We start from the raw sequence: 26,329 nt of genomic DNA on the forward strand, positions 1-26,329 counted from the left end.
GGTTCGCACAACCTCCCAACCCACTCTAACCACACGAGGAAACAATGCATCTCGTCTGCTTTGGAGACTCGATCTGCTACGGTTACGGCGCACGCCCCGGCGAGGGCTGGGTCGCGCAGATGACGCGTATGCTGGCAACCCTGCGCGAACCGGTTGCGGTGACCAACGCCGGGGTCAGCGGCGACACCACGGAAGACGGCCTGCGCCGTATGCAGTGGGACGTGGAGCGCCACCACCCCAACGCCGTCTTCGTCCAGTTCGGCCTCAACGACGCCAGCTTCTGGTATACGTCCGTGGGTCGGCCTCTGGTCGGCTTCAGAACCTACCTCGCCAACATGGGCGAAATCATCCAGCGCTCGTTCCGCAGCGGAGCACATACCGTCTTTCTGGCCACCAACCACAGGCCTGCGGAAGCGCCGGATATCCCCGGAGCCGAACTCTACCGCCGTACCGTCCGGGAATACAACGAAGGGTTGCGGACCACCTTTTCGGGGATGAAAGGCATCGTGCTCATCGACATGGAGCGGCTTATCCTTGACCAATTCCCGAACCCGGATACAATCCTCTCACCGGACGGCGTCCATCTGAACCGGACCGGAAACGACTTTTATTTCATGGCCATCGGCAGGCGTATCGCCCGCAGCCTCGCCGGATAACAGGTTGACCGTATGCCCCCCAAGAAAACCAACGCCGCCCGCCTCCTCGACGAGCTGGGCATCGACTACGAACTGCATGAGGCCCCCTACGACGAGGCAGACCTCTCCGCCACGGCAATGGCCCGCTCGCTCGGCGTGCCTGTGGAGGAGGTCTTCAAAACGCTGGTCGTCCGGGGCGACAAGACCGGAGTGCTCGAAGTCTGCGTCCCCGGCGCCGCTGAGCTGAACCTCAAGGAACTCGCCGCCGTGTCCGGCAACAAGCACGTGGAGCTGGTTCCGCTCAAGGAAGTCCAGCCCCTCACCGGCTATATCCGGGGCGGCTGTTCCCCGCTGGCCGGAAAAAAGCATTATCCCGTCTTCGTGGACGAAAGCGCCATCCTCCATGAGCGCATCTATGTCAGCGCCGGGCATCGCGGGGTACAGCTCCGCCTTGCCCCCGACGACCTTCTTCGTGCGGTTGAAGGAACCTACGCCGCCATCGCCCGCTATTGACAGTCCCCGGTTTGTCTGCAACAGGAAACGAGGCACGTCTGAACGCGCCCCCAACCGATCACGCATTCCCGCCGCCCGCCGGCGAATCCTCCCGGACGGGGAGGGAGAGGAGATTTTGATGATTCCTGTCGATAAACAGATGCAATTGATCAAACGCGGCATCACCAATCTGATTGATGAAGGCGAACTGCGCAAAAAGCTGGAACGGGGCAAGCCCCTTACCGTCAAGGCCGGTTTCGACCCCACCGCGCCGGATCTCCATCTGGGCCACACCGTCCTCATCCATAAGCTCCGCCATTTTCAGGAACTGGGCCACAGGGTCGTCTTCCTCATCGGCGACTTCACCGGCCGCATCGGGGACCCCTCCGGCCGTTCCGCCACCCGTCCGCCTCTGACCACCGAACAGGTCATCGCCAACGCCGAAACCTATAAGGAACAGGTCTTCAAAATCCTCGATCCCGAAAAGACGGTCGTGGAATTCAACTCCCGCTGGCTCAACGACTTCACCGCCGCGGACTTCATCCGTCTGGGCTCCCGCTACACGCTGGCCCGCATGATGGAGCGCGACGACTTCGCCAAGCGTTACCGCGAAAACACGCCCATTGCCCTGCACGAGCTCCTCTATCCCCTCATGCAGGGGTATGACTCCGTGGCGCTCAAGGCCGACGTCGAAATGGGCGGCACCGACCAGACCTTCAACCTGCTGGTCGGGCGCACCCTCATGGGCCAGTACGACCTCGAACCTCAGTGCATCCTGACCGTGCCGCTGCTGGAAGGTCTGGACGGCGTGCGCAAGATGTCCAAATCCTACGGCAACTATATCGGCATCAACGAACCCGCCGCCGACCAGTTCGGCAAGGCGATGTCCGTTTCCGACGATCTCATGTGGCGTTATTATGAACTCATCTCCAGCAAGTCGCTGGACGAGATCGCCGCGCTCAAGAAGGACGTCGAAGAAGGCCGCCTGCATCCCAAGAAAGCCAAGGAAGCGCTGGCGTACGAAATCGTGGCCCGCTACCACGGCGAGGATCAGGCACAGGAAGCCTTGCAGGGCTTCAACTCGGTCTTTGCGGACGGCGGCATACCGGACGACGCGCCGGAATTCGCCTGTGAACACGGCGAAGCAAGCAAACCTCCGGTTTTCCTGACTGATTCCGGCCTTGCCGCCTCGCGCGGCGAAGCCAAGCGCCTCATCAAGCAGGGCTCGCTCTCGCTTGACGGCGAACGCTGTGATGACGCCGAAACCCCGCTGGAACCGGGTTCCTACGTGGTAAAGCTCGGCAAAAAGCGCTTCCTGCGCCTGACGGTACGGTAATACATGCTCGACATTGACCTTGCGGTCTCCATAAAACGCTTGTCGGTGGCGTTCGTGCCGCTGATGCTCGGGATCATCCTGCATGAGGTCGCCCACGGCTGGGCGGCCCTCAAGCGGGGTGACCCCACAGCCGCCATGCTCGGGCGGCTGACGCTCAACCCGGTGCCTCACATCGACCCCATGGGCTTGTTCGTCTTCGTGCTGACCAGCCTGACCGGCCCCTTCGTCTTCGGCTGGGCCAAGCCGGTGCCCATCAATCCCCGGAATTTCCGGAACATCGTGAAAGACACCATGCTGGTGTCCTTTGCGGGGCCCGCCACCAACTTCCTGCTGTCGATCGGGTTCGCCGTGCTCCTGCGCCTGCTCATCGAATTCTTCCCGCTCGGCGAGTGGCAGGGCAACACCGTGTGGGATTTCTTCTTCCTCATGTTCCAGACCGGCGTGGTCGTGAATATCGGCCTCGGCTGGCTGAACCTGATGCCCATCCCGCCCCTTGACGGCAGCAAAATCCTCTGGGGCGTCCTGCCGCCGAAGCTCGGATTCCAGTACATGCAGCTTGAGCGCTACGGTTTTCTGGTGCTCATCCTGCTACTCATGACCGGGGCGCTCGGGTACGTTCTCTACCCGCTGATCCAGTTCTCCGTGAACACGGTCTTCTCGCTGATTGTACTGAGTTGACAGGAACTACCGGAGAGGAGCCTTTGAAAAGAGGCTCCTTTCTGCTTTTGCTGGTCAAGAAACGTTTCGCCCGGAACAGGCAATGCGGCTTTGGGAAAAACGGAAAACATCCCGTGGAACCGAAAGAGCCGCCGCTTCCGGAAAACGCCTTTCGCGCCGACACAAGGACGAACAATGGATATGCTGAAACATCCCGGCATGGTCGAACTGCCCGAACTGCTGGAAAAACTGGATGCCCTGCGCGGGGAAGGCAAAAAGATCGTCTTCACCAACGGATGCTACGACATTCTGCATCCGGGGCATGTGGATCTGCTGGAACGCTGCAAGGCGCAGGGCGATGTGCTGGTGCTTGGGCTGAACAGCGACGAATCGGTCAAACGGCTGGGCAAGGGCGACGACCGGCCCGTCAATCCGTATCCTGTGCGGGCCTTTGTGCTGGCGCATCTGGAAAACGTGGATTTCGTGGTCCGGTTCGACGAGGATACGCCCGCGAAGCTCATCGAAGCCGTACAGCCAGACGTGCTGGTCAAAGGCGGGGACTGGTCCGTGGATCGCATCGTAGGCCGGGAAACGGTGCAACGGCGCGGCGGTGAAGTCATAAGCCTCCCCTTGCTGCAAGGCTATTCGACCACGGCGCTCATCGAAAAAATCCGCCGCACCGCCCCCGGCAGCCGCTGATTTTCCCTTTTCCCCCGAGGCAGGCAACGTATGAAAAAAAGCTTGTTCCACGCTCTGACGGCGGCCGCGTACCCATTTGGCGCGTATGTCCTGCTTCCCGCAATAACGCGGGGCGTCGGCACGGTAGGCGACCCGATGGGCAGAGGCCTCTCCCGAGGTTTCGCGGTCCTTTTCTTCATGGGGTTCTGGACGCTGTGCGTCCTCATTGTCAGTCTGATCGGCTCAAAAACACAATATGGGGAATGCCTCACCTCGGTTGTGGTCAACGCCTTCGCCATTGTGCTCACCACTCTGTTCTGTCAGTTCACTTAAGAACGTCTTCTCAAAGGCGCAGCAATGAAACCTCTCTTCTACCTCCTGACGGCGGCGGCACATCCCTTCGGCCTTTACGTTGTGGTCCCCCTGTACATGGAGCACTGCTACGTTGTTACGGGCAGCGATGGAGCGGGCCGGGCCATGGCCGCCGGCTTCGCCGAACTGTTCGCCATAGCCTTATGGACCCTCGGCGTGGTGATCGTCAGCCTGCTTGTTTCACGTCTCCACTATAAGGAATGGCTCCCGACCATCGGCATCAACACGATCATCATCCTGATCTATCTCCGCTTGCTGCTCGGGCTCTAGCAGATCTCAAGCGGTCGGGCTTCAGCGGAACAGGCGATATCCATAGCCGCCGCACAGAGTAAGCCCGGACTCCGCCATCAAAAAATCGTTGAAAAAAGCGCAAGGAGAAGAGACAAGGTTACGAGGGTTGAACTGGCCTCGTGGCACCTTGGCTTTCCCTCAAGCATGGCAGTCGGGGCAGACCCCAAACAGAAAGCACTCGTGATCCTCCACGAGGAATCCTGAGGGAGCGGCCTCCCGCTCGTTCAGGGCACAGCCGGGCAGATCATACACCCGGTTGCAGACCCGGCAGTGGAAATGATGGTGATGTCCCTTTCCCGTGCGTTCGTAGAGCGTGCCGAGGGAAGGATGGCACACCTGTTTGAGCCAGCCGTTTTCCAACAGCAGTTTCACATTGCGGTACACGGTGGCCTGATTAAGCGATTCCACCGCCATCCGCCCGGTTTCCAATATTTCCTCAATGCCGAGCGGGCGATCCAGTTGGCAAAAAACCTGTTCGATCGCCGCCCGCTGTGATGTCTTCCGTTTCATTCCCAAACCTCATACGCGTATCAGCCTCTGTATTGCACGCATTCCCGCAATCCGCAAACCTCTTGACACCTCATGCGGCAAGCAGTAATTGCAAATGCCTTCGCAATAGCAATAAGCCGTCCGCGCTTTTCCCGCAAGGAGCCCCTATGCGTAAAACCACCGCCGGAATCGTATTCCTCATGATCCTCACACTGATGTGCGGTGCCGCCCTCGCTCAGACCCGGGTGCTCGCCACCACCTTCCCCGTCTACCAGATCGTCCGTAACATCACGCAAAACGTGCCGGATGTGGAGGTGCAGCTCATGCTCCCCGCGCAGGCCGGATGCCCCCACGATTACGCCCTCACGCCGCAGGACATGAGCAAGCTCGCACAGGCCGACATCCTTGTACTCAATGGGCTCGGCCTTGAAGCCTTCCTCGGTTCCCCTTCGGCACGCGCCAAAAAGGAACTTCATACCATCGACAGCTCCAAGGGCATCTCCGGGCTGCTCCCGTATACGGACGCGGAAGCGACGCACGAGGAGCATGAGGGGCACCATCATGGGGGGATGAACCCTCACCTGTTCGCCAGCCCGCGCATGGCCGCGCAGATGACCCGTTCCATCGCGGGGCAGCTTGCCGATCTCGATCCAGCCAACGCCGCAACGTACTGGGCCAATGCCGAGAACTACGCCCGGACGCTCGACGCGCTGGCGGACGAATTCGCCGCGCTCGGCGGCACACTGAAAAACAACCGCATCATCACGCAGCACGGGGTATTAGATTATCTGGCGCGCGACATGGGGCTTGATGTGGTCGCGGTCATTCAGGCCGACGACACGCAGGCGCCGTCCGCCTCCGATATGATGAAGCTGATCAAGGCGATCCGCAGCCAGCATGTCGGAGCCATCTTCACGGAACCGCAGTATCCGGACAAGGTCGCCGCCACCCTGTCCCGTGAAACCGGGGTCGCCACGGCAAAGCTGGACCCCGTCGCCACGGGGCCGGCCATCGCACCGCTGGACTATTACGAAAAAACCATGCGCGCCAACCTGCACGCGCTGGAGAGCACCCTTGGAACCAACTAACGCCGTCGTCTTCCGCGACATATCCGTGCTCCGGAGCGGGCTCGCCATCCTTGAGCACGTCAACGCCACGGTCCCGCAGGGAAGCTGCACCGTCATCGTGGGCCCCAACGGCGCGGGCAAAACCACACTCATCCTCGCCCTCATCGGCGAGATGCGCCACGACGGGGACATCGACGTCATGACGGGACGGAGCGGAAAACCCTTGCGGCTCGGCTATGTGCCGCAGCGCATCAGCATTGATCGGGGGATGCCGCTCACGGTCGTGGAATTCCTCGTCATGGGCATCCAGAAGCGCCCGCTCTGGCTCGGCATCCGGCCCTCGCTGAAGGAGCATTCGCTGGAGCTCCTTTCAATGGTCAAGGCGGAACACCTTGCTTCCCGGCGGCTTGGCGATTTGTCCGGCGGCGAAATGCAGCGCGTCCTGCTGGCGCTTGCCCTGCAACAGGAACCGGAACTGCTCGTACTCGACGAGCCCTCCGCCGGGGTGGATTTTCAGGGAGAGCATCTGTTCTGCGAACTGCTGGACGAACTGCGCGCCGCCAAGGGATTCACGCAGCTTATGGTCAGCCATGATCTCGGCATGGTCTTCCACCACGCCACGCACGTCATCTGCCTCAAGCGGCATGTCTTCGCGGAAGGCACGCCCGACGAGGTGCTGACGCAAGAAAACCTCATGGCCCTGTTCGGTATGCACATGGGCCTCATCAATCCCCATGCCCCCACCGCGGCCCAGCCAAAGGACCACCATGCTTGATCTCGAGCCGCTCTACCGCCTCGTGTCCCTGCTCCCCTTCGAGTGCCTGCAGGCCGGGTTCATGCAGCAGGCACTCGTCGCCCTGATCCTGCTCGCGCCGATGGCTGCGACCATGGGCGTGCAGGTCGTCAGCTTCCGCATGGCCTTCTTTTCCGACGCCATCAGCCATTCCGCCTTCGCGGGCGTGGCGCTCGGCCTGATCTTTTCCATCAACCCGCATGTCGCCATGCCGGTTTTCGGCATCCTCGTCGGGCTCGGCATCATGGCCGTGCAGCGGAACAGCGCCCTCTCCTCGGATACGATCATCGGCGTATTCTTCTCGGCGGTCATGGCCTTCGGCCTCGCCGTGGTCAGCCGGGACAATGCCGTGGCCCGGGATCTGCAACAGTTCCTGTACGGCGACATCCTGACCATCACGGAAACCGACATCCGCTGGCTCATCGGCCTGTTCTTCGCGCTGGCGGCCTTTCAGATATGGGGCTACAACCGCCTGCTGTACATCGGCCTGAACCCCGTGGTCGCCAAGGCTCACCGCATCAAGGTGTTTTTCTGGCAATACCTTTTCGCCGGGCTGCTCGCGCTCGTCGTGATGTTCTCCGTCTGGGCCGTGGGCGTCCTGCTGGTAACGGCGCTGCTCATCGTGCCCGCAGCCACGGCCCGCAACCTCGCCCGCACAGCCGGGGGCATGTTCTGGTGGTCGATCCTCGTCAGCGTCACTTCCGCCGTGGCCGGGCTGGTGCTCTCCGCACAGGAATGGGCCGGGACAGCCACCGGAGCGACCGTTGTCCTCGTCTCCTGCGGCTGGTTCCTGCTGAGCGCCGTCCTCGCCGCCATACGGGGAGAGGGGCGGCGCCAGTAACGCTTTCGTGAAAGCGCGTGCGACACGCCGGGAATCTTTTTGCCTCCGCCAGCAACGCGGCTTGCCTCCAATACAAAAGCGCCCTCTTCCGGATCACGGAACAGGGCGCTTTTTTGACGCGCCGGATGGGAACGTACCTTTCACCGGCGGCCGCCAAGCTAGCCGGAGGAAGTTCGGGGTGCCGTAACCCTGTTTCTCAATCGTATCGAAACGCCTTCCGCACAATCCCATCCAGTCGAGCGTCGTTGGGAAAAGGCAGGGGCACCTTCCTTTTCAGGGAGGTTCCCCCGATCATTACTTTCTGTTGATCATGTGCTCGGGGGCGAGGATGTCGTCGAGCTTCTCGCGGCTGAGGAGGTTGCGGGCAAGCACGATGTCGAGCACCGAGCCGTCGGTTTCGAGGGCTTCCTTGGCGATGGACGCGGAGGTTTCATAGCCGAGATAAGGATTCAGGGCCGTGATGATGCCGATGCTGTTCTCGACCATGCTGCGGCAGCGTTCCTTGTTCGCCGTAATGCCGCTCACGCAGCGATCCTGCAACGTCCGCATGGCCTGGCGCAGACGGTGGATGCCGTTCGACAGCGAGAAGGCGATGATCGGCTCCATGACGTTCAGCTCAAGCTGCCCTGCTTCCGCCGCCATCGTGATGGTCACGTCCTTGCCGATGATGTCGAAAGCCACCTGCGAGACCACTTCGGGGATGACCGGGTTGACCTTGCCCGGCATGATCGAGGAACCGGGCTGCAGCCGGGGCAGGTTGATCTCATTGATGCCCGTACGCGGGCCGGAGGACAGCAGGCGCAGGTCGTTGCAGATCTTGGACAGCTTGACCGCGATGCGCTTGAGCACGCCGGAGGTCTGCACATAGGCCCCGGTGTCCCACGTCGCTTCGATGAGGTTGGTGGACAGCACCACCGGAATGCCGCTGACTTCGGCGAGGGCCTTCGAGGCGACTTCGGCGTAGCCCTTGGGCGCGTTGATGCTTGTCCCAATGGCGGTCGCGCCCAGATTGACCTCAAGCAGGAGCTTGCGGGATTCCTCGACGCGCAGGATATCCTCGCCGATGGTCGTCGCGTACGCGCCGAATTCCTGACCGAGCGTCATGGGTACCGCGTCCTGCAACTGTGTGCGGCCCATCTTGATGACGTCCGAAAACTCTTCGGACTTGGCCACGAATCCCTGCTGGAGATAGGCCATATCGCCGGTCAGCTGGCCGAGCATGGTATACAGGGCGATGCGCAGGGCCGTGGGATAAATGTCGTTGGTGGACTGCGAGCAGTTCACATGGTTGTTGGGGTGGCAATATTCGTATTCACCCTTCTTATGGCCCAACAGCTCAAGGGCACGGTTGGCGATGACCTCGTTGGCGTTCATGTTGGTCGAAGTTCCCGCACCGCCCTGAATGCAGTCCACGGGGAACTGATCGTGCAGCTTGCCCTCAATGATCTCGTCGCAAGCCGCGCAAATGGCGTCCCCGATCTCGCGGGGCAGCACGCCGAACTGCATGTTCGCAATGGCCGAGGCCTTCTTGACCAGGCCGAGCGCCTTGATAAGTTCCGGGAAGCTGGCGATGCTCACGCCGGAAATCGGGAAGTTCTCGACGGCCCGATAGGTCTGGATTCCATAATATGTATCGGAAGGGATGCGCATTTCACCCAAAAAATCATGTTCGAGACGAGGCATGGACGTTTCTCCTGTTTGGTGCGAATACTGAACGTGCTGTGACTATAAGAAACACCCAGCGGAACTGGCAATTGCCGATTTCGTATCGCGTCATGATCAAAATGCATGGAGCCCCCCGTGGACCAGAAACTCCTTGAAGATTTCCTCAGCCTGTGCCGCCACAGAAGCTTTTCACATGCGGCGCAGGAGCGCAACGTCACCCAGCCCGCCTTCAGCCGCCGCATCCGGGCACTGGAGGAGTGGCTCGGCGTGGTCCTGTTCGACCGGACGGCCCTTCCCGTCCGCCTTACGGCGCAGGGCGAACAGTTCCTGCCCGTGGCCCGCGACATCGTGGACCGCATGGCCGAAGCCCGGCGGGAGTTCGCGGCCGGGAACCGTTCCGACGGCATCGTCCGCCTCATCAGCCTGCCTACCCTCTCCATCAACGTGCTCCCGGATCTTCTCTTCCGGGTGCGGCAGACGTGCGATCAGCTCCGCTTTGTGGTCAATCCCTTTCCTCAAAGTGTGGAAGAGCATTTCTGCGCCCTGATGGAACATCAGGTGGACATGCTGCTCACCTACAGGCTGGACGAGTATGAATCGGACAGCGAATTCCTGTCGCACATCGAGTCCGCCACCGTCGGCCGGGAACGCTTCCTCCCCGTCGTGGGAAGCGCCCTTGCGGAACGCCTTCCAAGCGCCTCCCCCCTGCCCTACCTTTCCTACAGCAATTTCTCCTTCGCCAACCGGATCATCCTTCCGCTTTACGAAAAGACGCCCTGCGAACTCCAGTCCGTCTATGAGAGCAGCCTGAGCGAGGGCATCGTCAAAATGCTGGAAAAAGGCATCGGCATGGCATGGGTTCCGGAAACGCTGGTGAGCGAGCAGTTAAAGCGGGGTACCATCCGCCGCATATGGGAAGACCGCCCGGATCTCAGCGTGGAAGTGGACATCAAGCTCTATCGCAACAAAACCGTCCACCGCGCCGCCATCGAAACCTTCTGGAAAGCGATCCTCCCGTAAGCATCCATCACAACGTCAGACATAATACCATAAAAAAGCCGGGACCGTCGTAAACGGCCCCGGCTTTTCATATCAGGTTAGGGGAGGGAGTGCCTAACCCAGTTCAACAGCAGACTTGGCGTCGTCCTCTTCGAAGACCTCTTCTTCAGCGTCTTTCGGGGTAAAAAGCAGCGGACGGTCAGCCGTTCCGAGGAGCATATACTGCATACTCGTTTCGGGGATAGAACGCAGTATGGAAGCGCGGCTAAAGTAGAAGCAGGCACCGATGGCTACCCATGCGAGCAACATAATCCACGATTCGAACCCAATGGCGGCCGGAGAGCCGGGCACAGCCAGCATGAGGAAGCAGGCGATGGAGGTCAGCGCACCGACCACGGCTACGGACTTGCTCCACCACGGGGTCTGGTCCGCGAAGCGAGAGGCGTACTTGTAAACAACGAGGCAGGTGGAAAGGTAGGCAAGCGCGGTGCCCATAGCGGACATGTCGACGATCCAGTTGAGGGCGGAGCGGCCGAAGAAAGGCGCGATAAGGGTCAGGCCGAGGGTAAACAGCACGGCGTTGGTCGGGGTGCCATACTTGGGGTGCACCTTCAGGAACCAAGGATGCAGGAACTTGCCGCGGCCCATGCTGAACAGCAGGCGCGTGGTGGCCATGAAGAAGCCGTTCATGCCGGTCAGGATGCCCGCGAGGACGGGGATGGCGAGGATCATGCCGCCGAAGCGTCCGAAGGCCATGTCAGCCACAGCGCCGGTAGCCCACGTGTGGTTCTGGCCGAGCAGGTCGGTGTAGGGAATGATGATGGCCACGGAAATCAGGACCAAGGCATACAGCGTCGCACCGCATATGATGGAGTTCAGCATCAGGCGGCGGGACTTTTCAGGCGGGAAGTCGAATTCTTCAGCGGTCTGGGGAATGGTATCGAAGCCGACGAACAACCAGGGGGTGATCGCCACGATGGAGATGACGCAAGCCCACGGCGAACGGCCTTCGGCGAACAGGGGGAACAGGTTGTCGAGCGACGCGGTGGACGTGGAGAAGGAACCCACCGTCAGGATGAGCACACCGGCCACCAGCGCAAAGGCAAGGATGAGCTGGATGCTGCTGGCGAAGTCCATGCCGCGGAAGTTCATGTACCCGAAGAAGAGGAAGGCGCAGGTCATCATGGCCAGTTCACCGGCGTACACGTCCCAACCGGCTACGCTGTACAGATACCCCACGTCGAACACACCCGGCAGCAAGGCGCGGCTGAGAAGAGCCAGCGCGGTGCCGTTGGCGGCGATAACGCAGAGATAGCCAAGGATGAGGGCCCAGCCGCAAATAAAGGCCCATGCTTTGCCGAAACCGACGTAGGCATAGGTGAACGCGCCGCCGGCCACGGGATAGGCCTTGACGAGGATGCTATAAGCAAGGGCGACGAAACACAGAAGGCCGCCGCCGACAATGAAAGCCAACACACTACCGATAGGCCCGGCCTCAGGGAGGAAGCGCGCCCCGGGAAGGACGAAGCAGCCCCAACCGATGATGGCGCCCACGGCAAGAGCCCAAACTTCAGCCGGGCTCATCGTTTTCTTCAGTTCTTCACGTCCGCTTTCAACATGTTCGTTGCTCATGACCAAAAGTCCCTCTTTGTCTTCGCGTTTCAAGAGTGGTTTCTTCGCGCTCTTTTTCGTTCACCGCCGCATCCCGGCTTTGAACGAAAAAGGACGCATCATCCAAAAACTCTATTGGAACGTCGGGATTGTTCCCGAAGGCACTAACTCTTTAGCAAGTGCCGAGCCAAAATATCTGAACAGGCATTGCGACGAGGCTTTTATTCATATTAATCGACTGTAATGACAAATAATATTTTTTCTGTTTTCAAAATAATCCACCATTAAGTTCTTTTCCTCACAACGAGACACGAATGTCCCGCAAAAAATACGTTTCCCTGTATTTTATGTATTTTTAGCATGTTAACCAGAACTACCCTCATGGGGCATTTTTGTCCCACGGGACATTTTTGTCCCGTTAAGAGCCTCCTCTTTTGGAGTACGCCTTATTCGTATAGGTTGATTCATCAAACAGCCTCAATATGTTGAGGACGTCTGAGAGAGAAACCGTCTCCCACTCTCCCCCACGCGGAACGTGAATAAGGCAAAACACACGTGAAAAACACAACTTCTTGGCAATCCGGAGCAAACACGGTATGAATCTCTAAAGGAACCGGAAGAAGTGATTTTTCTGTCAAACCAGACCGTTTTCATACATTTCGCCAATCCCCCCACTTTTTCTTGCGGCCATTATTATAAGGATGGAGCCATGCGGCGCAGTACGCTGTTCGGACTATTCGGCTTTTTTGCACTTCTCCTCGCCCTGACGGCGGATCTCTCCGCCGCTTATCAGGAACCTCCATTCAAACTCGAAACGGGCTGGCTTCCCGAGCATGAGACGTTCCTCATCTGGTACGCCAAACAAAAGGGCTGGGACAAACAGGAAGGGCTCGACATCGTCCTCAACAGGTTCGACTCGGGCAAAGATCTGATCGGCAATGCGGACAAGTGGGTCATCGGAGCTTGCGGCGCGTTCCCCATCCTGACCAGCCCCTATCCTGAACAATTCACCATCATCGGCGTCGGCAATGACGAATCTCTGGCCAATGCGGTCATGGTCCGGCCCGACAGCCCGCTTTTGAATACCAAAGGCGCCAACAAGGGGTATCCGAACCTCTACGGCAAAGCCGACGACGTAAGGGGCAAAACCATCATTTGCCCCGCCTCGTCATCGGCCCAATATCTCCTTACCAAATGGCTTGCCGCCTACGGCCTGACGACTGAGGACGTGCGGATCCAAAATACGGATGCCGTACCGGGCCTTCAGGCTTTCTTTGAGGGGGAAGGCGACGCCATCGTGCTGTGGGCCCCCTACAGTTACACCGGAGACGAGCATGGGCTTAAAGTCGCGGCCACATCGCGCTCCGTCAACGCCCCGCAATCCGTACTGCTCATGGCGGACAAAGATTTTGCCGCTGCCCACCCCAGCCAGGTGGCCTCCTTCCTGCGGGTCTACCTCCGGGCCGTCCGCATGATGCGCGAGGAATCCGTGGCAACCCTTGCTGAAGACTACAAAACATTCTTCAAAGAATGGGCGGGCAAGACAATGTCCGATGCCGAAGTCATCAAGGATATCACCATCCACCAGGTCTTCCTGCTTGAGGATCAACTTCGGATGTTCAACGCCGAACATTCCCGGAGCGACATGCAGGATTGGCTCGCCTCCATTATCCGCTTTCACGCGGGGGACGCCTATTCCCAAGACAAAACGGAGGAACTGCTCGGCCTCGTCACAGGAGCCTTTCTTGAAAAAGTGGAGCGCCCTATCCCCGAGTACCGATAACCCCGCGCCCCCCAACGAGCCCTTCCCCTTTCCGTTGTCCATTCGGGGCAACGCTCTATGGGAAAGCCGCGCATCAGAGCCGCTTCCCATTCATGCCTCCAGTTTCGGGCGGCTGTTCCCGTACAACAACATAGAGTCCCTCCTTTCTCCCGAAGAGCAACCGCCCCCGTAGGAACCAGAACGTTTCCTCTACCGTTATAAAAAAACGGCCCGATCCATTTCTGCTGGATCAGGCCGTTTCTTCTTTCTTCTGTACGGCAACGAACGGCAGCCGAAGCCCTGCCCTCCTCTCCCCACTTTTACCCTCAGCACTCCGGCAGGCTCAACAGACGGAGGAACTCCTGCCGTGCAGCCTCCCCACCAGTCGAAAGCCTCAGGAAAGGAAGAGGGCCGGGGGAGGAAACTCCTTCTTCAAAAGGGGCTTCCTCCCCTAGTTTCATTCCACCGCCTCACTTCCACATACCACCTGCCCAGCCCCTACGCGGCGCAGGCAAACGATATACTCCTGATTTCCCTTGGGCCCCTTGACGGCGGCAGGCACGACGCCGAGGCACTCAAGGCCGAGACGCTCCTGACAAAACAGCAGCACTTTGTCCACCGCCTGCTGGCGTAAGGCGGGATCACGCACCACGCCCTTGTCCGTCTGATGCGGCCCAAGCTCAAACTGCGGCTTGACCAGCGCCGCCACAAAACCGCCTTCCTTGAGCCAGCGCACGCAGGGCGGCAGAATCAGCGTCAGGGAAATAAAAGAGACATCGGCGACGATGATGTCCACCGGCTCGGGAATCAACTCTTCGGGAGCCGTGCGTAAATTCGTCCCTTCCATGCTGATGACCCGCGGATCGCGGCGCATACGCTCATGGAGCTGCTCCTTGCCCACGTCCACCGCATACACCTTCGCCGCGCCGTGCTGCAACAGGCAGTCCGTAAACCCGCCAGTGGAAGCCCCGGCGTCCAGACAGACGAACCCGGTCACATCCAGCTTGAAATGCTCTATGGCGGTCAGCAACTTATACGCGCCACGGCTGACGTATTTCTCAATGCCGACCAGTGCGAAGGCCGTATCCAGCGGATATTTGTGACCGGGCTTATCCACTTTTTGCCGCACGCCGGAAACATCTTCCAACGCCACTTTGCCCGCCATGATCAGGCGTTTCGCCATTTCGCGGCTTTCCGCCAAACCTTGCGCAAAAACCAACTCGTCCGCACGTTCCTTACCCTGCGCCATACTGCCCCCGCTTCCGAAAAAATCGCCGCGATACCGCGGCACCGCGCTAGAGTTAGCAAAATCCAGCCACGATGCAACCCACTGCACTCGATCCGCACAACATTCCCGCTTGAAAGACACGGCGTCCTTTGTCATGCTGCCATCTTCCCCGTTCCCTTTGCCTGTGTATGGCACAGCGGATACAACGGATTTCAGAGGATCGCTATGAACAAACAAAACTATCACGCCGCCATCTTCGATCTTGACGGAACCTTGCTGGACACGCTCGACGATCTTGCCAATGCCGCCAATGCCGCGCTGCATTCAGCAGGTTACCCGCAACATCCCGTCGCCGCCTACCGTCAGTTCGTCGGCAACGGCCTGCGTATGCTCGTCCGCCGGGCCCTGCCCGAAGGGGAAGCGGATCGTATCGGGACTACGGATTTCGAAGCACTTGTGGAACGCACGGGCGCCAACTATGCCAGAGACTGGGCCGTAACGACGCGGCCCTACCCGCATATCCCCGAACTCTTGCAGCAACTCCAAAGGCGCGGCATCCCCTTGGCCGTCGTGACGAACAAGCCGCACGAATGGACGCTCCACATGCTCAAGCACTACTTTCCCGAGAGTCCTTTCCTGTTCATTCAGGGGGCTATGCCGAACCTGCCCCATAAGCCCGATCCCACCGGAGCCCTCAACGCGGCCCGGCATCTCGGCAGTATCCCCAACGAAACAGTCTTTGTCGGAGACAGCAATGTGGACATGCTGACAGCCCACAATGCCGAAATGACTGCGGTCGGCGTGGACTGGGGATTTCGGGGAGCCCAAGAACTGAAAGAAAGCGGCGCGGACAAAATCCTATATGATCCGCTGGAACTTCTTCCTTTTTTCGAGAAATACGCATTCTAGCCTGTCAGGGTATGAATACATTTCGTGGACCGGAAACCAAAGGGAGAGCTGCCTCGTCTGTTGACTCCTCACCCTGATACAAGTATTCTATACAGCTCATGCCCGGATGGCGGAACTGGCAGACGCAAGGGACTTAAAATCCCTGGACCGCAAGGTTGTGCGGGTTCAATCCCCGCTCTGGGCACCATAAGAAAACAAACGGGTACGATACAAATCCCCCCCGTCCGCCCCTCAAAAAAAGCCCCCTCACGCTTGTAGTTGCAATTGCAAATGCAAACAGGAGGGGGCTTCTCTTTTACCCTCCCGCCTCTCCCCACCTCCATCCGCCCCGCAGCCCTTGCGGACAAGACGGTATGTTTTCCTCCATACCCTGTGGGCTGGAAGCGCTCACTTCCTATGGGGAGTTGGAGGGGCTAGCCGCGCATCCGGAGGACACCCCGGAAGCCTATCGATCTCAGCCGGTTGATCTGCTATCACTGGATTCCGGGAGGAACCTCCCCACATGATGAGGCAATCGGAATCGTTTTCTGTCTTTTGGGAAAGGCCATAGGGACGTCATGCTTTCCATGCTTGGGCTTCTTGTGCTTGGGGGTGCCTTTGTAGGGCTTCTTTCCGGGCTTCTCGGTGTCGGCGGGGCGGTGATCATCATGCCCCTGCTCAACGTATTTTTCGACCGCCTCGGGTTTTCCGTGGACACGACGCAGCACCTGTCGCTTGGTACATCCCTCGCCACCATCCTGTTCACATCCCTTTCCAGCGTGCTGGCGCACAGGCGATATGGTTCCGTGCGCGCCGACATCTGGAAAAAGATGGCCCCCGGCATCATTGCGGGCACGCTCGGCGGCGCGCTTCTCGCTCCACACCTTCCAGGATTATTCCTGCGCGGCTTTTTCGCCTTCTTCGTCATGCTGGTCGGCGTTCATCTGCTCTTCAATTCCACCCCCCGCCCCAAGACCGGGCGGCTCGAACGAGCCATGCTTCCGGTCAGCATACTCATCGGCCTGATTTCGAGCCTTGCGGGCATCGCCGGGACCATGCTCTGTGTGATTTTCCTGGTCTGGGCCGCGATCGATTGGGCCGACGCCGTGGGCACGTCCGCCGCCCTGAGCTTGCCCATCAGCCTGACCGGAACACTCGGATATGCCATCGCAGGGTGGAACGTCCCGGAGCTTCCTCCCTACTCCGTAGGTTTCGTATACCTTCCCGGGATGTTCTGCCTGCTGGTTTCCAGCATGAGCATGGCCGTTGTGGGCGCACGGTTGGCCCATTCGCCGCGATTGCCGATGCAGGTCTTGCGCCGCTGTTTCGCGGTCGGCAATATCCTTCTCGGTCTTTCTATACTCCGCTCCGTCCTTTTCAGATGATCCCGGCGCAACTCAAGAAACAAAACAGAAGCTCCGCGCCGGCATATTCCAACACCCAGCCTTTCCAAAGGGAAGGCGCTGCCACCCGGTGAAAGAACGCAAAAAATCCCGGCAGGAAAACCTGTCGGGATGTTCTTTTTTGCTGGTGGGCCATCGGTGACTTGAACACCGAACCAACTGATTAAGAGTCAGCTGCTCTACCAATTGAGCTAATGACCCAAGGACATTTCGTCCGCGCTCATTGCGCGAAAAGGGATGTACCGAAAACGGAGGGCTGTGTCAACGTATTCTTAGCACTTTCCGAATTTTTTTCCTCAATAGAAAGAAAAAATCTGTTTTTTCGCTAAGTAAGGAGACAATCCCTTCCACGCATGGCCCACTCCTCTCCGTACTCCCGGCCAGCCGTTGGAGGGGAACCTTTTATCACACGATGAAGCTCCTACGAATCCCATGCATTAACAATGCCGTATACTCCACCAATCGTCATTCAGTTTGATATCAAACGTGTAAAACAATATACCTCTATTTGACAGAATGCCACTGGAATACTAGTATAAATATCAACATGTTATCGGATTTAAAAAAGGAATAAATATGGGGTTCACAAATACACCTACTTTGGAAACAGAGAGACTTCTATTAAGAAGATTCTCTGAAAACGATTTATACGCCTTGTTCAAAATACATAGCAATAAAGACGTAAATACGTATTTACCTTGGTTTCCATTACAATCCATAGAGGAAGCAAACCTCTTTCTTAGGGAAAGGTACTTGGACACCTACAGGCAACCTTACGGTTACAAATATGCGATTTGTTTAAAAAATGATAACATTCCAATAGGGTATGTCAATATAGACATCAATGAGCCCCATGACCTTGGCTATGGGCTGCTCAAAGCCTTTTGGCGCAACGGCATTGTAACCGAGGCGGCCAATGCCGTTATTCACCAAGCAAAGAAAGATGGCATTCCTTACATTACGGCCACACACGATATCAAGAATCCCCGTAGCGGCAATGTCATGAAACGTCTGGGTATGCTTTATCAATATTCGTATAAGGAACAATGGCAACCTAAAAACATACTGACTACTTTCTGTATGTACCAGCTGAACTTTGATGGACAAGACAAGCGGGTATACAAAGGCTATCTGGACCAATCACCCAATCAAGCTGACTGATACTTGATGAATGTTTACCGCGCTTGTGGTGCTCCACATTGGATGGAGCGGACCAAAGTTACCTTTCAAAATAGAAGCACATACGAAAAAAGGACTTTCGATTTCTCGAAAGTCCTTGGTTCGTTTCGCTGGTGGGCCATCGGTGACTTGAACACCGAACCAACTGATTAAGAGTCAGCTGCTCTACCAATTGAGCTAATGACCCGTGCCTTGCGGCGTGAAAAGAGATTTAGTCCAAATAAGGGGTGAGTGTCAACACCCTTTTTGCAAAAGAGAGAAAAAAACGCTACCGTCCACCCCATGAAAACGAAAAACACACTCCATATATGGCTCGTACTCTGCCTTGTAACAGGCTTCCTGCTGTATGCGTCTACTCTTACTCACGCAGAATCACTTCCTTTTTCATTAGATACGGAATATGCCGAACTGGACGGGCATCCGGCGGCCGTGCTCTGGGTGACGCCGCAGAAAGGCTATCACACCTACTCCCACTACGCGGACGCTCCCATTCCCACCAGCTTGAATATCCTCGACGCACAGGGACAACCCGCCGCAGCCGCAGTCCTCTACCCACAGGGGCGGCTTACGCCCGACACCTTCGAGCCCACAAAACAGATTCTCGCCTATACCGCCCGGTTCCCGATCTTCATCCGTTTCGATGCCCCCGTATCCGGCCCCCTCTCCGCCGATCTGTCCATGCTCCTCTGTTCGGACAAAAACTGTGTCCCCGTACAGCAAACGGTCTCCCTGGCACTCCCCGAAACGCTGCCTCCGCCGAGCTCCGCCGCGCTGGAGGCGTATGGGCAACTCGGTAAAGCCGAAACATCCCCCATCTCTTCCGAACCCGCTTTTCCGCAAGCCCCCCCACAGCAATCCGTCACCCCGCTGACGCCGCTTTCCGGGCCGTCCGTCCAGTTTCGCCCCCGGAAGCCCCGCTGAGCCCGACGAATGGCGGTTCACGCCGCGTTTCCCACAGGAATCGCTGGAGCCCACAGCCCTCGGCACGGCCCTGTTCCTCGGGTTGCTGGCTGGCCTTATCCTCAATGTCATGCCCTGCGTGCTGCCCGTGCTGACCATGAAGGTTTCCGCCCTGCTGAGTTCGTCGGGTTATGAGACCGAAGGCCAGCGCCTCGCCCATTTCCGCGAGCACAACGTACTGTTCGCCGCCGGGATCCTGACGTGGTTCCTCGTGCTGGCCTTTTGCGTCGGCGCGCTCGGATTGGCATGGGGCGGCCTGTTCCAGAATACCCATCTCGTGTACGGGTTGCTGATCCTCGTCTTTTTGCTGTCCCTCTCCCTGTTCGACGTGTTCACGCTGCCCGTGCTCGATTTCAAGGTCGGCGCGTCACGCAACCCCAAAACGCAAGCCTACCTCACCGGCCTCGTCGCCACCCTGCTGGCCACCCCGTGCAGCGGCCCTCTGCTCGGCGGCGTGCTCGGCTGGGCGGCACTCCAGCCCCTGCCCGTAATCGTCGCCGTATTCACGGCAACCGGGATCGGTATGGCCCTGCCCTACCTCGTCCTTGCGGTTTGGCCCGGCGCGGCCCGCATCCTCCCCAAGCCCGGCGCATGGACCGGGATCATGGAACGGCTGGTCGGCTTCTTTCTCATGGGTACCGCCATCTATCTGCTGTCCATTCTCCCCGAGTCACAGCGGCTCGCCGCGCTCGTCACCCTGCTCGTCTGCGCGCTGGCGGCATGGATTTGGGGCCACTGGGGAGGCTTGCGCGCCTCGGGTCCGCAAAAGCTCTTTACGGGCGCGCTCGCGCTCCTTATGGTAGGCGGCTCCATCTGGTGGAGCGTGCAGCCCGCGCCCGAACCCGCGCCGTGGGAAACGTTCCGGGCGGACACGTTCCGTTCGCTGCTGAAAAAAGAACCGCTGATGGTCGAATTCACGGCGGACTGGTGCCCGTCCTGCAAATTCCTTGAACAGACCGTGCTGACGCCCAAACGCCTGCACGCCATCACGGAACGCTACGGGCTCCGCCTCATCAAGGTGGACCTGACCCGGCCCGACCCGGAAGCGCAGGCGCTGCTCCGCGCCATCGGCAGCGTCAGCATCCCGGTCACGGCCATTTTCCCCAAGGGCCTCCTCTCAAACAGCCCCATCGTGCTCAGAGATCTGTACACGGCGAGCCAGCTTGAGGACGCCCTTGCCACCCTGTCTCCCCGGAAGTGAGTATGCTCGTGCAAGCTTCGCAGGACGCCCTGCGGCATCTGGAAATCATTATGGTGGGAACCAAGTTCCCGGAAAATATCGGCATGGCGGCCCGCGCCTGTGCCAACACGGGCTGCGGGCGCCTGACGCTCGTCAGCCCCGTATGGTGGGATAAGGAAAAAGCCCGGCCTCTGGCCACGGCCAAGGGCGAGCCCCTGCTCGACGCCATTGAGGTCAAACCGACGCTCGGCGACGCGCTCGCCCCCAACGTCCTGACCTTCGGCACCACGGCCCGCACGGGCGGCTGGCGGCGCGGGCTGCTGACGCCGGAACAGGCCGCCGGGGAAATCGCGCCCCTGCTCCACGAAGGCAGCCGGGTCGCCATCGTCTTCGGCTGCGAGGATCGCGGCCTGAGCAATGCCGACATCGAACAGTGCCAGCGCCTCGTAACCATCCCCACCGCTGGAGAGGCTTCTTCGCTCAATCTGGCGCAGGCCATCCTCATCCTTACCTACGAATGCATGAAGGCGGTCAGCCGCGTGGACCCGCAGCCGTCGCTCGGCAACGATCCCGGCCAGCAGTCGCGCCGCATCACGCACGAGGAACAGGCTCTGCTCTACGCCCGGCTCAAAGAAACGCTCCTCGCCATCGACTATCTCAAAAGCGACAATCCCGACTACTTCCTGATGCCCCTGCGCCGTTTCCTCGGCAAGTCCGGCCTGAGGCGGCACGAAATGGATATGCTCATGGGCATCTGCCGCCAGGTGGACAATCTGCGGAAGGCGAACGGAAACGGGTGAACGGCAACGCCTCCGACGGCAAAGGCTCTGCCCCTGACCCGCCGGGGGCAATCGTTTCCCCTTGCAGCCTAGGTCTTACGGAAAGGAAAAAGGGGTTCCGCGCAAGATTATGGCATATGACGATAGTGCGGGGTGGATTCCCTTTCAGAAGCTCACAGGCCCCACAGTTTCAGTGTGCCAGAACCGAAAGGGGAAGGGACGGGTGAGAAAAAAGGACGGCAGGAGCGTGCAATGCTGAAAATGCGATTCTCGGAACTCTTCGTCATAATCGGGATATTCGTCATCGATCTGGCCCTGCTCTACCAGTTTCTGCGCTATGATACGAACGGTACCTTGCTGTGTATCTTCATCTTTCTGAGCTTCTTTGCCCTGCTCGAGCTGTGTTTCCGGCGCGGGATCAATCCTATGGGCCTGATGCCCCGGGCATGGGGGCGCCCCCTGTGCGGGCTTCTCGCCGCCCTGCTCTTTTACTGCGCGTGGTCGGAGGAGGGCCTTGCGAAGGATGCCCTCATCGCCCTGAGCATCATCATGATGGTGGTAATGCTGATCTATCCGATCTTCGCCGTGTTTTCGGACAGCCCCGTGAGGCGGACGCCTTCCTCCCCTTCCGTTTTCCCGGCGAATCCCGGACCGGCTCCCAAAAAACGCCGGGGCAAGGCCAAGCGCGGCAAACGCTCCTGAGACGCTGTACGAACGCGCGCCTTGCGGGTATAACCGCCTCTCATTCCCCTACAGCATCAAGGAGTCGTCATGCGTTCATCATCCGTATCCCCGTATGATCTTCAGGACTGGGCCAAGCGCGCCGGTTTCGAGCTTACCGAAGAAACCTTGCCCCCGCTCGCCGGATATCTCGGCCTGCTCATGCAGTGGAACAGGGTCATGAACCTTGTCGGCACCCGGACGGCTGAGGACACCTTTTTTACGCTGGTCGTCGACAGCCTGCATCTCGGGCGTTTTCTGCGCGAAGACGTGGAATACGGCGCTGTACCTTGTTGCCGGGATCTGGGCTCGGGAGCCGGGCTTCCCGGACTTCCTCTGCGTATGATCTGGCAAGAAGGCGATTACTGGATGGTCGAAGCCCGAGAAAAACGAGCCCTGTTCCTGTCCACGGTCCTCGCCAAATATCCCTTGCCCGGAACCCATGTCTTCCGGGGCCGCGCCGAAGCGTTTATGGCCGGACCGCCCGCACGGACAGCGGACCTCATCGTCAGCCGGGCGTTTATGCCGTGGCCCGGCGTTCTGGAACTCGTCAAAGGCAACCTGAACCCCAATGGAGTGGTCGTGCTGCTTTTGCGCGAACGCCTCCAAGAGTCTCCTGATTGGGAACAGGCCGCACAGAACTGGCGCATTGCCGGGCAATATACGTATGCGGCGTCCCGCACCCAGCGGTACCTGTATGCCCTGACCGCTCAAGACGCACTATAATTCACAAAACAAAACCACCTGAAAAAAACTTCTTTTCAGCCCATTGAATTTTTTTTGGCAATCGTCAAAAATTCTTTTTAATGGACTCCTTTTATTTAAACAGTGATTCTAGCAAGATAAACAATCTAGCAATACTTATTCTCTTTCTACTGGAGAAAAAAGTCACGAAAGGTACTAAAAAAAGAATCTAATGGCCTTGTCTTCCGATGAGAATCAGGTATAGCTAAGAACAGGTGGTGCTGTTTGAATACGCAACCAAAGGAGAACCCTTATGTCTGCCAATCTTATTTCTGCCGTTCATGATCTTGTTTTGGAAAGCGGTCTTGGTGCCAAAAACATTGCCGCCGCCGTGGGCAAACCGTATTCCACCCTGCTGCGTGAAGTGAACCCCTTCGACGACGGCGCGAAACTCGGCGCGGAAACCCTCGTCGACATCATGCGGGTCACTGGTAATATCCAGCCGCTTGAGCATATAGCCGAACAGTTCGGCTATGAGCTCAAGCGGACCCACTAAGCCACTCCCCGTACAATGCCTCCCCAAGCCCAAAGAACCACCATGAAGCACACCACCGCCCTATTGCCCCGCCTGTCGGGACTTTTTCATATCCGTTCTCCCCTTCCCCAAAAAGTCCTCGGCAAGCCGAGGATTTTTCATAGGTACACGTAAGCATGGAACTTGCCGTACTGGCAGTTTTTCCTGCATGACGCCCAACTGAGCCGGACCATTTCGATTCATATGCCCATGCGTTCAACGGTACAAAAAAGACGAGGGATGGCGCCCCGCCTTTTTCCGTTCCCTCAGTGCGGCAAATGCCGCGTCTGCCGCCAGCTTTCCACCGTATACAACAGCAAGGCCAGCCAGATAAAAATGAACGTCACCAGCGCAGTCGGGTTCAAGGTTTCCCCAAACATGAATATGCCGAGGAAGAACGTGCAGGTCGGGGAAATGTATTGCAGCAGGCCAAGCGTCATCAGGCGCATATGCCGGGCGGCATAGGCGAACATGACCAGTGGCAAGGATGTGACCGGACCGGCAAGAAACAACAAAAAGCCTTCCCGAACCGCCGGGCTGCAAAGGAAGCCCTCCCCATTCCAATAGAGCCACAGGATCCAGCCGAGCGAAAAGGGTATCAAAACTATCGTCTCAATGAACAAGCCGGGAAGCGCTTCGACGGAAACCGTTTTTCGGATAAAACCGTACAGCGCAAAAGTGAAGGCCAGCGACAGGGCCAGCCACGGAAACTGATTGTGGCCCAAGAAACTCAGCAGGACACCGATACAGGCCAACAAAATGGCTATCCCCTGAAGGCGTGACGGCCGTTCCCGCAAGAAAAGGAAACCGAACAGCACGTTCATAAGCGGATTGGTATAGTATCCGAGGCTCGTTTCAAGGATCTGTCCGGTACTGATGGCCCATATGTACAGGAACCAGTTCAACCCCACCACGCAGGAACTGGCGAACATGGTCAGCGCCACGCGGCGGTTGCGAAAAGCGCTGACGACCTCCGCCCAGCGCCTTGTCAGCATAACGACCGGAAGCAAGCTCACAAACGAAAAAATGATGCGGTAGCACAGGATTTCGAACGGAGCCACGGCATCCAGCATATGCCAGAAAACGACCAGAAAGCCCCAGATGAGAAAGGCGCAAAGACCCGCCAACAACCCGAGCGAATTGCTCTTTACGGACGGAACGGCAAACAACGGCATACTCCACCTTCACAAAGACAGCCATCCTGCAAAACAGGATGGCTGTCCATAATACGGCAAAAACGTCCGCGACTAGCGATTGAACGAACGAGCGAACAGATCCGAAATGGCTTTGCGTCCGTTGGCTTCCATGAACCGGGTTCCCGTGGCGGTGAAGTGCGTATGCTCAATGACGGGCTCTTCCACCTTGACCCAAGCGTCGTTCAGCCAGCGATACCAGCCGTCCTGTTCCTGATCGAACACGAGAAGAGGCTTGTTGCAAATCTTGGCGAACTCGGCGCCCCAGCCGGTACCGCCCTTGACGGTCTGATCCGGCTGGATGTTGCCCACGACCACGACTTCCTGACCGCTGCTGACCTGCCAGCAAATGGACTGCAGGACCTTGCGGAACAGGGGAGCCTTCGTGAATTCCCGACCCATAAGGCGGGAAACATAGGTCAGGCTCACATCTTTCAGGGCCAATTCTTCGGAAGTGAGGACGCGCACGCCGCGCTTCCGTTCGATCTGGTGCCCATCAAAGCTGTAGTTCACTTCTTCAATGCCCCAAGCCTCGGCCTGCGCGCCGAAAAACTGCTCGGTTCCGGCGGCCCCGCCGCTGAAAAGAACACACTGTTTCGGATCCAGCATGGATGCTCCTTGGTTGTTCGTCATGCCGGCGCACGACGGATTATACGATGCCGCAATACGGCGTTCCTGCAAAGGCTAACGGGTCACACGCGCCGAGCCGTCGCTTCCGCGCAGTACGCGGACACGTTCACCCGGAGAGAATTGCTGATCGGCGGCCTGAACAATGGACAACTGCTGTCCGTTTTCCAGTTCGACCGTAATTTCAAGACCATTCTGCTTGGTCAGCGCCTTCTCGCCAGCATAGCCGCCAGCCGCGCCGAGGGCTGCACCCGCGATAGTCGCCAGCGTCTTCCCGCGTCCACCACCAACCATATTGCCGAGCACGCCGCCGACGACGCCTCCTCCCACTGTCCCAAGGACGGCGGGACGATCTTCCTCAAGCGTAACGGGCTGCACGGAAACCACCGTGCCATACTGTACCGTTTGAGCGCTGCGCACCTGACTGCCGGAATAGGTATTGCCGCTGTAGTTGGTGCAACCAGCCGAAAGCATGGCGAGAGCGAGCATGCATACGGCTACATGTTTGATTTTCAGCATAGTAAACCTCCAATCGAAAGTCAGGGGTGAGAACCCTGTACTTTCCAAACTCCTAGCATAATGAGGGCGCAGGGGCAATTCCCTGATGTGCGGTTTCCCCTATGAGATGGAGTAAGAATATGAAGGAAGGGAGTCCCCACTTCTGGAGAGAAGCTTCTATTCCCTCCACCGCGCCATCTTTCGAGCTCCCTAAGCTTTTGATGGCGAGGGCTAGCGAGGAGGATTACCGATTAAGGAAATGATTCCGTGGCCCCCTTTCCTCTCACAGGCCCTAAACGGTAAGGCTTACAAGAGAAGGAAAAACTAACGCCGATTATGGAGCGAACCGGTGCATAAAGCCGAAGGCAACAGAAGCTGGGGGGAGGAGAACCGAGGGGGGGAAAACAGCAGGAAGGGCTTGAGCCGGGCCTGGGCTTAGGGAGGGGTGGCCGCGATGAGGATGAGCTTCGGGCAAAAAACAAAGGGCCGTCCTGTCCAGGACGGCCCTTTGGAAATAAAGTCTTGGCGTTGTTCTACTTTCCCACGTAAGAATGCGCAGTATCATCGACGATGGAGAGCTTAACTGCCGAGTTCGGAATGGGATCGGGTGTACCCTCTCCTCCATGAACACCAAGACAAATCTCTATGTGATATTAATTGATAGGGGGGTTGGGAAGGGGAAAGTTTTTTGAAAAATAAGCCGCTCGGGCTATTAGTACTGGTCAGCT

Annotated in this window: 28 protein-coding genes, 3 tRNA genes and 1 rRNA gene; 22 read left to right on the plus strand and 10 right to left on the minus strand. The window is 58.4% G+C overall.

Annotated elements, in window-relative coordinates:
• Positions 1–44 precede the first annotated feature (44 nt).
• The 7 genes from HMPREF0178_RS18980 (at position 45) to HMPREF0178_RS19010 (ending at position 4,440) form a co-directional block, all read left to right on the plus strand.
• Complete coding sequence (locus HMPREF0178_RS18980; RefSeq protein WP_009369175.1) at positions 45–656, plus strand: GDSL-type esterase/lipase family protein; 612 nt, start codon at positions 45–47, stop codon at positions 654–656.
• A 12-nt stretch (positions 657–668) separates the two neighbouring features.
• Positions 669–1,148 carry a Cys-tRNA(Pro) deacylase gene (gene ybaK, locus HMPREF0178_RS18985; RefSeq protein ID WP_009369176.1) on the plus strand — a complete coding sequence of 160 codons (480 nt, stop codon included), beginning with the start codon at positions 669–671 and terminating at the stop codon, positions 1,146–1,148.
• A 118-nt stretch (positions 1,149–1,266) separates the two neighbouring features.
• Positions 1,267–2,463, plus strand: a complete 1,197-nt coding sequence (tyrS, locus tag HMPREF0178_RS18990) for a tyrosine--tRNA ligase (protein ID WP_009369177.1) — start codon at positions 1,267–1,269, stop codon at positions 2,461–2,463.
• Between the two features lie 3 nt (positions 2,464–2,466).
• The gene (locus HMPREF0178_RS18995) at positions 2,467–3,141 is read left to right on the plus strand and encodes a site-2 protease family protein (RefSeq protein ID WP_005025757.1); all 675 of its coding nucleotides are present in this window, start codon (positions 2,467–2,469) and stop codon (positions 3,139–3,141) included.
• 174 nt (positions 3,142–3,315) lie between these two features.
• The gene (rfaE2, locus tag HMPREF0178_RS19000) at positions 3,316–3,819 is read left to right on the plus strand and encodes a D-glycero-beta-D-manno-heptose 1-phosphate adenylyltransferase (protein ID WP_009369178.1); all 504 of its coding nucleotides are present in this window, start codon (positions 3,316–3,318) and stop codon (positions 3,817–3,819) included.
• 30 nt (positions 3,820–3,849) lie between these two features.
• Positions 3,850–4,131 carry a hypothetical protein gene (locus HMPREF0178_RS19005; protein ID WP_009369179.1) on the plus strand — a complete coding sequence of 94 codons (282 nt, stop codon included), beginning with the start codon at positions 3,850–3,852 and terminating at the stop codon, positions 4,129–4,131.
• A 24-nt stretch (positions 4,132–4,155) separates the two neighbouring features.
• The gene (locus tag HMPREF0178_RS19010) at positions 4,156–4,440 is read left to right on the plus strand and encodes a hypothetical protein (protein WP_005025749.1); all 285 of its coding nucleotides are present in this window, start codon (positions 4,156–4,158) and stop codon (positions 4,438–4,440) included.
• A gap of 159 nt (positions 4,441–4,599) precedes the next feature.
• Here HMPREF0178_RS19010 and HMPREF0178_RS19015 read toward each other — a convergent pair whose 3' ends face one another.
• Positions 4,600–4,971 (minus strand): Fur family transcriptional regulator, encoded by a 372-nt coding sequence (locus tag HMPREF0178_RS19015; RefSeq protein ID WP_009369180.1) that lies wholly within the window; start codon positions 4,969–4,971, stop codon positions 4,600–4,602.
• 146 nt (positions 4,972–5,117) lie between these two features.
• Here HMPREF0178_RS19015 and HMPREF0178_RS19020 point away from each other — a divergent pair, with 146 nt between their 5' ends.
• From HMPREF0178_RS19020 to HMPREF0178_RS19030, 3 genes are read left to right on the plus strand one after another with little or no spacing between them, the layout of a single operon-like run.
• Positions 5,118–6,038 (plus strand): metal ABC transporter substrate-binding protein, encoded by a 921-nt coding sequence (locus tag HMPREF0178_RS19020; protein ID WP_009369181.1) that lies wholly within the window; start codon positions 5,118–5,120, stop codon positions 6,036–6,038.
• Complete coding sequence (locus tag HMPREF0178_RS19025; RefSeq protein WP_009369182.1) at positions 6,025–6,792, plus strand: metal ABC transporter ATP-binding protein; 768 nt, start codon at positions 6,025–6,027, stop codon at positions 6,790–6,792. Before HMPREF0178_RS19020 ends, HMPREF0178_RS19025 begins: the two co-directional genes overlap by 14 nt.
• Positions 6,785–7,651, plus strand: a complete 867-nt coding sequence (locus tag HMPREF0178_RS19030; protein ID WP_009369183.1) for a metal ABC transporter permease — start codon at positions 6,785–6,787, stop codon at positions 7,649–7,651. The genes HMPREF0178_RS19025 and HMPREF0178_RS19030 overlap by 8 nt, the downstream gene beginning before the upstream one ends.
• A gap of 294 nt (positions 7,652–7,945) precedes the next feature.
• Here HMPREF0178_RS19030 and aspA read toward each other — a convergent pair whose 3' ends face one another.
• Positions 7,946–9,334: an aspartate ammonia-lyase gene (gene aspA, locus HMPREF0178_RS19035; protein WP_009369184.1), complete on the minus strand. Its 1,389-nt coding sequence runs from the start codon at positions 9,332–9,334 to the stop codon at positions 7,946–7,948.
• A gap of 117 nt (positions 9,335–9,451) precedes the next feature.
• Between aspA and HMPREF0178_RS19040 the strand changes: the two genes are divergently transcribed.
• Positions 9,452–10,336: a LysR family transcriptional regulator gene (locus HMPREF0178_RS19040; RefSeq protein ID WP_005025740.1), complete on the plus strand. Its 885-nt coding sequence runs from the start codon at positions 9,452–9,454 to the stop codon at positions 10,334–10,336.
• A 93-nt stretch (positions 10,337–10,429) separates the two neighbouring features.
• Here HMPREF0178_RS19040 and HMPREF0178_RS19045 read toward each other — a convergent pair whose 3' ends face one another.
• Positions 10,430–11,947 carry an APC family permease gene (locus HMPREF0178_RS19045; RefSeq protein WP_009369185.1) on the minus strand — a complete coding sequence of 506 codons (1,518 nt, stop codon included), beginning with the start codon at positions 11,945–11,947 and terminating at the stop codon, positions 10,430–10,432.
• Positions 11,948–12,635: 688 nt separating this feature from the next.
• On the opposite strand from HMPREF0178_RS19045, the gene HMPREF0178_RS19050 reads away from it, so the two are divergent.
• Positions 12,636–13,709: an ABC transporter substrate-binding protein gene (locus HMPREF0178_RS19050; protein ID WP_009369186.1), complete on the plus strand. Its 1,074-nt coding sequence runs from the start codon at positions 12,636–12,638 to the stop codon at positions 13,707–13,709.
• Positions 13,710–14,145: 436 nt separating this feature from the next.
• On the opposite strand, the gene HMPREF0178_RS19055 is transcribed toward HMPREF0178_RS19050, so the two are convergent.
• Positions 14,146–14,937: a TlyA family RNA methyltransferase gene (locus tag HMPREF0178_RS19055; RefSeq protein ID WP_050809308.1), complete on the minus strand. Its 792-nt coding sequence runs from the start codon at positions 14,935–14,937 to the stop codon at positions 14,146–14,148.
• 204 nt (positions 14,938–15,141) lie between these two features.
• Between HMPREF0178_RS19055 and HMPREF0178_RS19060 the strand changes: the two genes are divergently transcribed.
• From HMPREF0178_RS19060 to HMPREF0178_RS19070, 3 genes are all read left to right on the plus strand, one after another.
• Positions 15,142–15,825 carry an HAD family hydrolase gene (locus HMPREF0178_RS19060; RefSeq protein ID WP_009369188.1) on the plus strand — a complete coding sequence of 228 codons (684 nt, stop codon included), beginning with the start codon at positions 15,142–15,144 and terminating at the stop codon, positions 15,823–15,825.
• 100 nt (positions 15,826–15,925) lie between these two features.
• Positions 15,926–16,012, plus strand: a tRNA-Leu gene (locus HMPREF0178_RS19065).
• 370 nt (positions 16,013–16,382) lie between these two features.
• Entirely contained in the window at positions 16,383–17,189 is an 807-nt protein-coding gene (locus tag HMPREF0178_RS19070; RefSeq protein ID WP_009369189.1) for a sulfite exporter TauE/SafE family protein, read from the plus strand.
• Positions 17,190–17,332: 143 nt separating this feature from the next.
• On the opposite strand, the gene HMPREF0178_RS19075 is transcribed toward HMPREF0178_RS19070, so the two are convergent.
• Positions 17,333–17,408: transfer RNA gene (locus tag HMPREF0178_RS19075), tRNA-Lys, on the minus strand.
• A gap of 375 nt (positions 17,409–17,783) precedes the next feature.
• On the opposite strand from HMPREF0178_RS19075, the gene HMPREF0178_RS19080 reads away from it, so the two are divergent.
• Positions 17,784–18,368: a GNAT family N-acetyltransferase gene (locus tag HMPREF0178_RS19080; protein ID WP_009369190.1), complete on the plus strand. Its 585-nt coding sequence runs from the start codon at positions 17,784–17,786 to the stop codon at positions 18,366–18,368.
• A 129-nt stretch (positions 18,369–18,497) separates the two neighbouring features.
• Here HMPREF0178_RS19080 and HMPREF0178_RS19085 read toward each other — a convergent pair.
• Positions 18,498–18,573 (minus strand) — tRNA-Lys (locus tag HMPREF0178_RS19085).
• A gap of 95 nt (positions 18,574–18,668) precedes the next feature.
• On the opposite strand from HMPREF0178_RS19085, the gene HMPREF0178_RS19090 reads away from it, so the two are divergent.
• From HMPREF0178_RS19090 to HMPREF0178_RS19115, 6 genes are all read left to right on the plus strand, one after another.
• On the plus strand, positions 18,669–19,307 hold the full coding sequence (locus tag HMPREF0178_RS19090) for a protein-disulfide reductase DsbD domain-containing protein (protein ID WP_009369191.1): 639 nt from the start codon (positions 18,669–18,671) through the stop codon (positions 19,305–19,307).
• An 82-nt stretch (positions 19,308–19,389) separates the two neighbouring features.
• Positions 19,390–20,547, plus strand: a complete 1,158-nt coding sequence (locus HMPREF0178_RS19095; protein ID WP_050809309.1) for a protein-disulfide reductase DsbD — start codon at positions 19,390–19,392, stop codon at positions 20,545–20,547.
• A 2-nt stretch (positions 20,548–20,549) separates the two neighbouring features.
• Positions 20,550–21,326, plus strand: a complete 777-nt coding sequence (locus HMPREF0178_RS19100) for an RNA methyltransferase (protein WP_009369193.1) — start codon at positions 20,550–20,552, stop codon at positions 21,324–21,326.
• Between the two features lie 231 nt (positions 21,327–21,557).
• Positions 21,558–22,007, plus strand: coding sequence for a hypothetical protein (locus HMPREF0178_RS19105; protein WP_009369194.1), 450 nt, complete (start codon positions 21,558–21,560; stop codon positions 22,005–22,007).
• Positions 22,008–22,076: 69 nt separating this feature from the next.
• Positions 22,077–22,751: a 16S rRNA (guanine(527)-N(7))-methyltransferase RsmG gene (locus HMPREF0178_RS19110; RefSeq protein ID WP_009369195.1), complete on the plus strand. Its 675-nt coding sequence runs from the start codon at positions 22,077–22,079 to the stop codon at positions 22,749–22,751.
• 271 nt (positions 22,752–23,022) lie between these two features.
• Complete coding sequence (locus tag HMPREF0178_RS19115; RefSeq protein WP_005025715.1) at positions 23,023–23,265, plus strand: phage regulatory CII family protein; 243 nt, start codon at positions 23,023–23,025, stop codon at positions 23,263–23,265.
• A 284-nt stretch (positions 23,266–23,549) separates the two neighbouring features.
• Here HMPREF0178_RS19115 and rarD read toward each other — a convergent pair whose 3' ends face one another.
• The 4 genes from rarD to rrf form a co-directional block, all read right to left on the minus strand.
• A complete protein-coding gene (gene rarD / locus HMPREF0178_RS19120; protein WP_009369196.1) occupies positions 23,550–24,458 on the minus strand; it encodes an EamA family transporter RarD in 909 nt (302 codons plus the stop codon).
• 72 nt (positions 24,459–24,530) lie between these two features.
• Entirely contained in the window at positions 24,531–25,085 is a 555-nt protein-coding gene (locus HMPREF0178_RS19125) for a hypothetical protein (protein ID WP_005025710.1), read from the minus strand.
• Positions 25,086–25,160: 75 nt separating this feature from the next.
• Positions 25,161–25,622 carry a glycine zipper 2TM domain-containing protein gene (locus tag HMPREF0178_RS19130; RefSeq protein WP_005025707.1) on the minus strand — a complete coding sequence of 154 codons (462 nt, stop codon included), beginning with the start codon at positions 25,620–25,622 and terminating at the stop codon, positions 25,161–25,163.
• 499 nt (positions 25,623–26,121) lie between these two features.
• Positions 26,122–26,236: ribosomal RNA gene (rrf, locus tag HMPREF0178_RS19135) — 5S ribosomal RNA — on the minus strand.
• Positions 26,237–26,329: the final 93 nt, after the last annotated feature.

The sequence above is a fragment of the Bilophila sp. 4_1_30 genome (assembly GCF_000224655.1).
Classification (GTDB): domain Bacteria; phylum Desulfobacterota; class Desulfovibrionia; order Desulfovibrionales; family Desulfovibrionaceae; genus Bilophila; species Bilophila wadsworthia.

What these genes read in the sequence shown, in the direction of transcription:
- HMPREF0178_RS19055 (WP_050809308.1), bottom strand. Translation starts at nt 14,937, where the DNA reads ATGGCGCAGGGTAAGGAACGTGCGGACGAGTTGGTTTTTGCGCAAGGT.
- HMPREF0178_RS19010 (WP_005025749.1), top strand. Translation starts at nt 4,156, where the DNA reads ATGAAACCTCTCTTCTACCTCCTGACGGCGGCGGCACATCCCTTCGGC.
- HMPREF0178_RS19105 (WP_009369194.1), top strand. Translation starts at nt 21,558, where the DNA reads ATGCTGAAAATGCGATTCTCGGAACTCTTCGTCATAATCGGGATATTC.
- HMPREF0178_RS19080 (WP_009369190.1), top strand. Translation starts at nt 17,784, where the DNA reads ATGGGGTTCACAAATACACCTACTTTGGAAACAGAGAGACTTCTATTA.
- HMPREF0178_RS19015 (WP_009369180.1), bottom strand. Translation starts at nt 4,971, where the DNA reads ATGAAACGGAAGACATCACAGCGGGCGGCGATCGAACAGGTTTTTTGC.
- HMPREF0178_RS18995 (WP_005025757.1), top strand. Translation starts at nt 2,467, where the DNA reads ATGCTCGACATTGACCTTGCGGTCTCCATAAAACGCTTGTCGGTGGCG.
- HMPREF0178_RS19070 (WP_009369189.1), top strand. Translation starts at nt 16,383, where the DNA reads ATGCTTTCCATGCTTGGGCTTCTTGTGCTTGGGGGTGCCTTTGTAGGG.
- HMPREF0178_RS19045 (WP_009369185.1), bottom strand. Translation starts at nt 11,947, where the DNA reads ATGAGCAACGAACATGTTGAAAGCGGACGTGAAGAACTGAAGAAAACG.
- HMPREF0178_RS19005 (WP_009369179.1), top strand. Translation starts at nt 3,850, where the DNA reads ATGAAAAAAAGCTTGTTCCACGCTCTGACGGCGGCCGCGTACCCATTT.
- HMPREF0178_RS18980 (WP_009369175.1), top strand. Translation starts at nt 45, where the DNA reads ATGCATCTCGTCTGCTTTGGAGACTCGATCTGCTACGGTTACGGCGCA.
- HMPREF0178_RS19020 (WP_009369181.1), top strand. Translation starts at nt 5,118, where the DNA reads ATGCGTAAAACCACCGCCGGAATCGTATTCCTCATGATCCTCACACTG.
- HMPREF0178_RS19090 (WP_009369191.1), top strand. Translation starts at nt 18,669, where the DNA reads ATGAAAACGAAAAACACACTCCATATATGGCTCGTACTCTGCCTTGTA.
- HMPREF0178_RS19110 (WP_009369195.1), top strand. Translation starts at nt 22,077, where the DNA reads ATGCGTTCATCATCCGTATCCCCGTATGATCTTCAGGACTGGGCCAAG.
- rarD (WP_009369196.1), bottom strand. Translation starts at nt 24,458, where the DNA reads ATGCCGTTGTTTGCCGTTCCGTCCGTAAAGAGCAATTCGCTCGGGTTG.
- aspA (WP_009369184.1), bottom strand. Translation starts at nt 9,334, where the DNA reads ATGCCTCGTCTCGAACATGATTTTTTGGGTGAAATGCGCATCCCTTCC.
- tyrS (WP_009369177.1), top strand. Translation starts at nt 1,267, where the DNA reads ATGATTCCTGTCGATAAACAGATGCAATTGATCAAACGCGGCATCACC.
- HMPREF0178_RS19060 (WP_009369188.1), top strand. Translation starts at nt 15,142, where the DNA reads ATGAACAAACAAAACTATCACGCCGCCATCTTCGATCTTGACGGAACC.
- HMPREF0178_RS19030 (WP_009369183.1), top strand. Translation starts at nt 6,785, where the DNA reads ATGCTTGATCTCGAGCCGCTCTACCGCCTCGTGTCCCTGCTCCCCTTC.
- HMPREF0178_RS19100 (WP_009369193.1), top strand. Translation starts at nt 20,550, where the DNA reads ATGCTCGTGCAAGCTTCGCAGGACGCCCTGCGGCATCTGGAAATCATT.
- HMPREF0178_RS19115 (WP_005025715.1), top strand. Translation starts at nt 23,023, where the DNA reads ATGTCTGCCAATCTTATTTCTGCCGTTCATGATCTTGTTTTGGAAAGC.
- rfaE2 (WP_009369178.1), top strand. Translation starts at nt 3,316, where the DNA reads ATGGATATGCTGAAACATCCCGGCATGGTCGAACTGCCCGAACTGCTG.
- ybaK (WP_009369176.1), top strand. Translation starts at nt 669, where the DNA reads ATGCCCCCCAAGAAAACCAACGCCGCCCGCCTCCTCGACGAGCTGGGC.
- HMPREF0178_RS19050 (WP_009369186.1), top strand. Translation starts at nt 12,636, where the DNA reads ATGCGGCGCAGTACGCTGTTCGGACTATTCGGCTTTTTTGCACTTCTC.
- HMPREF0178_RS19130 (WP_005025707.1), bottom strand. Translation starts at nt 25,622, where the DNA reads ATGCTGAAAATCAAACATGTAGCCGTATGCATGCTCGCTCTCGCCATG.
- HMPREF0178_RS19125 (WP_005025710.1), bottom strand. Translation starts at nt 25,085, where the DNA reads ATGCTGGATCCGAAACAGTGTGTTCTTTTCAGCGGCGGGGCCGCCGGA.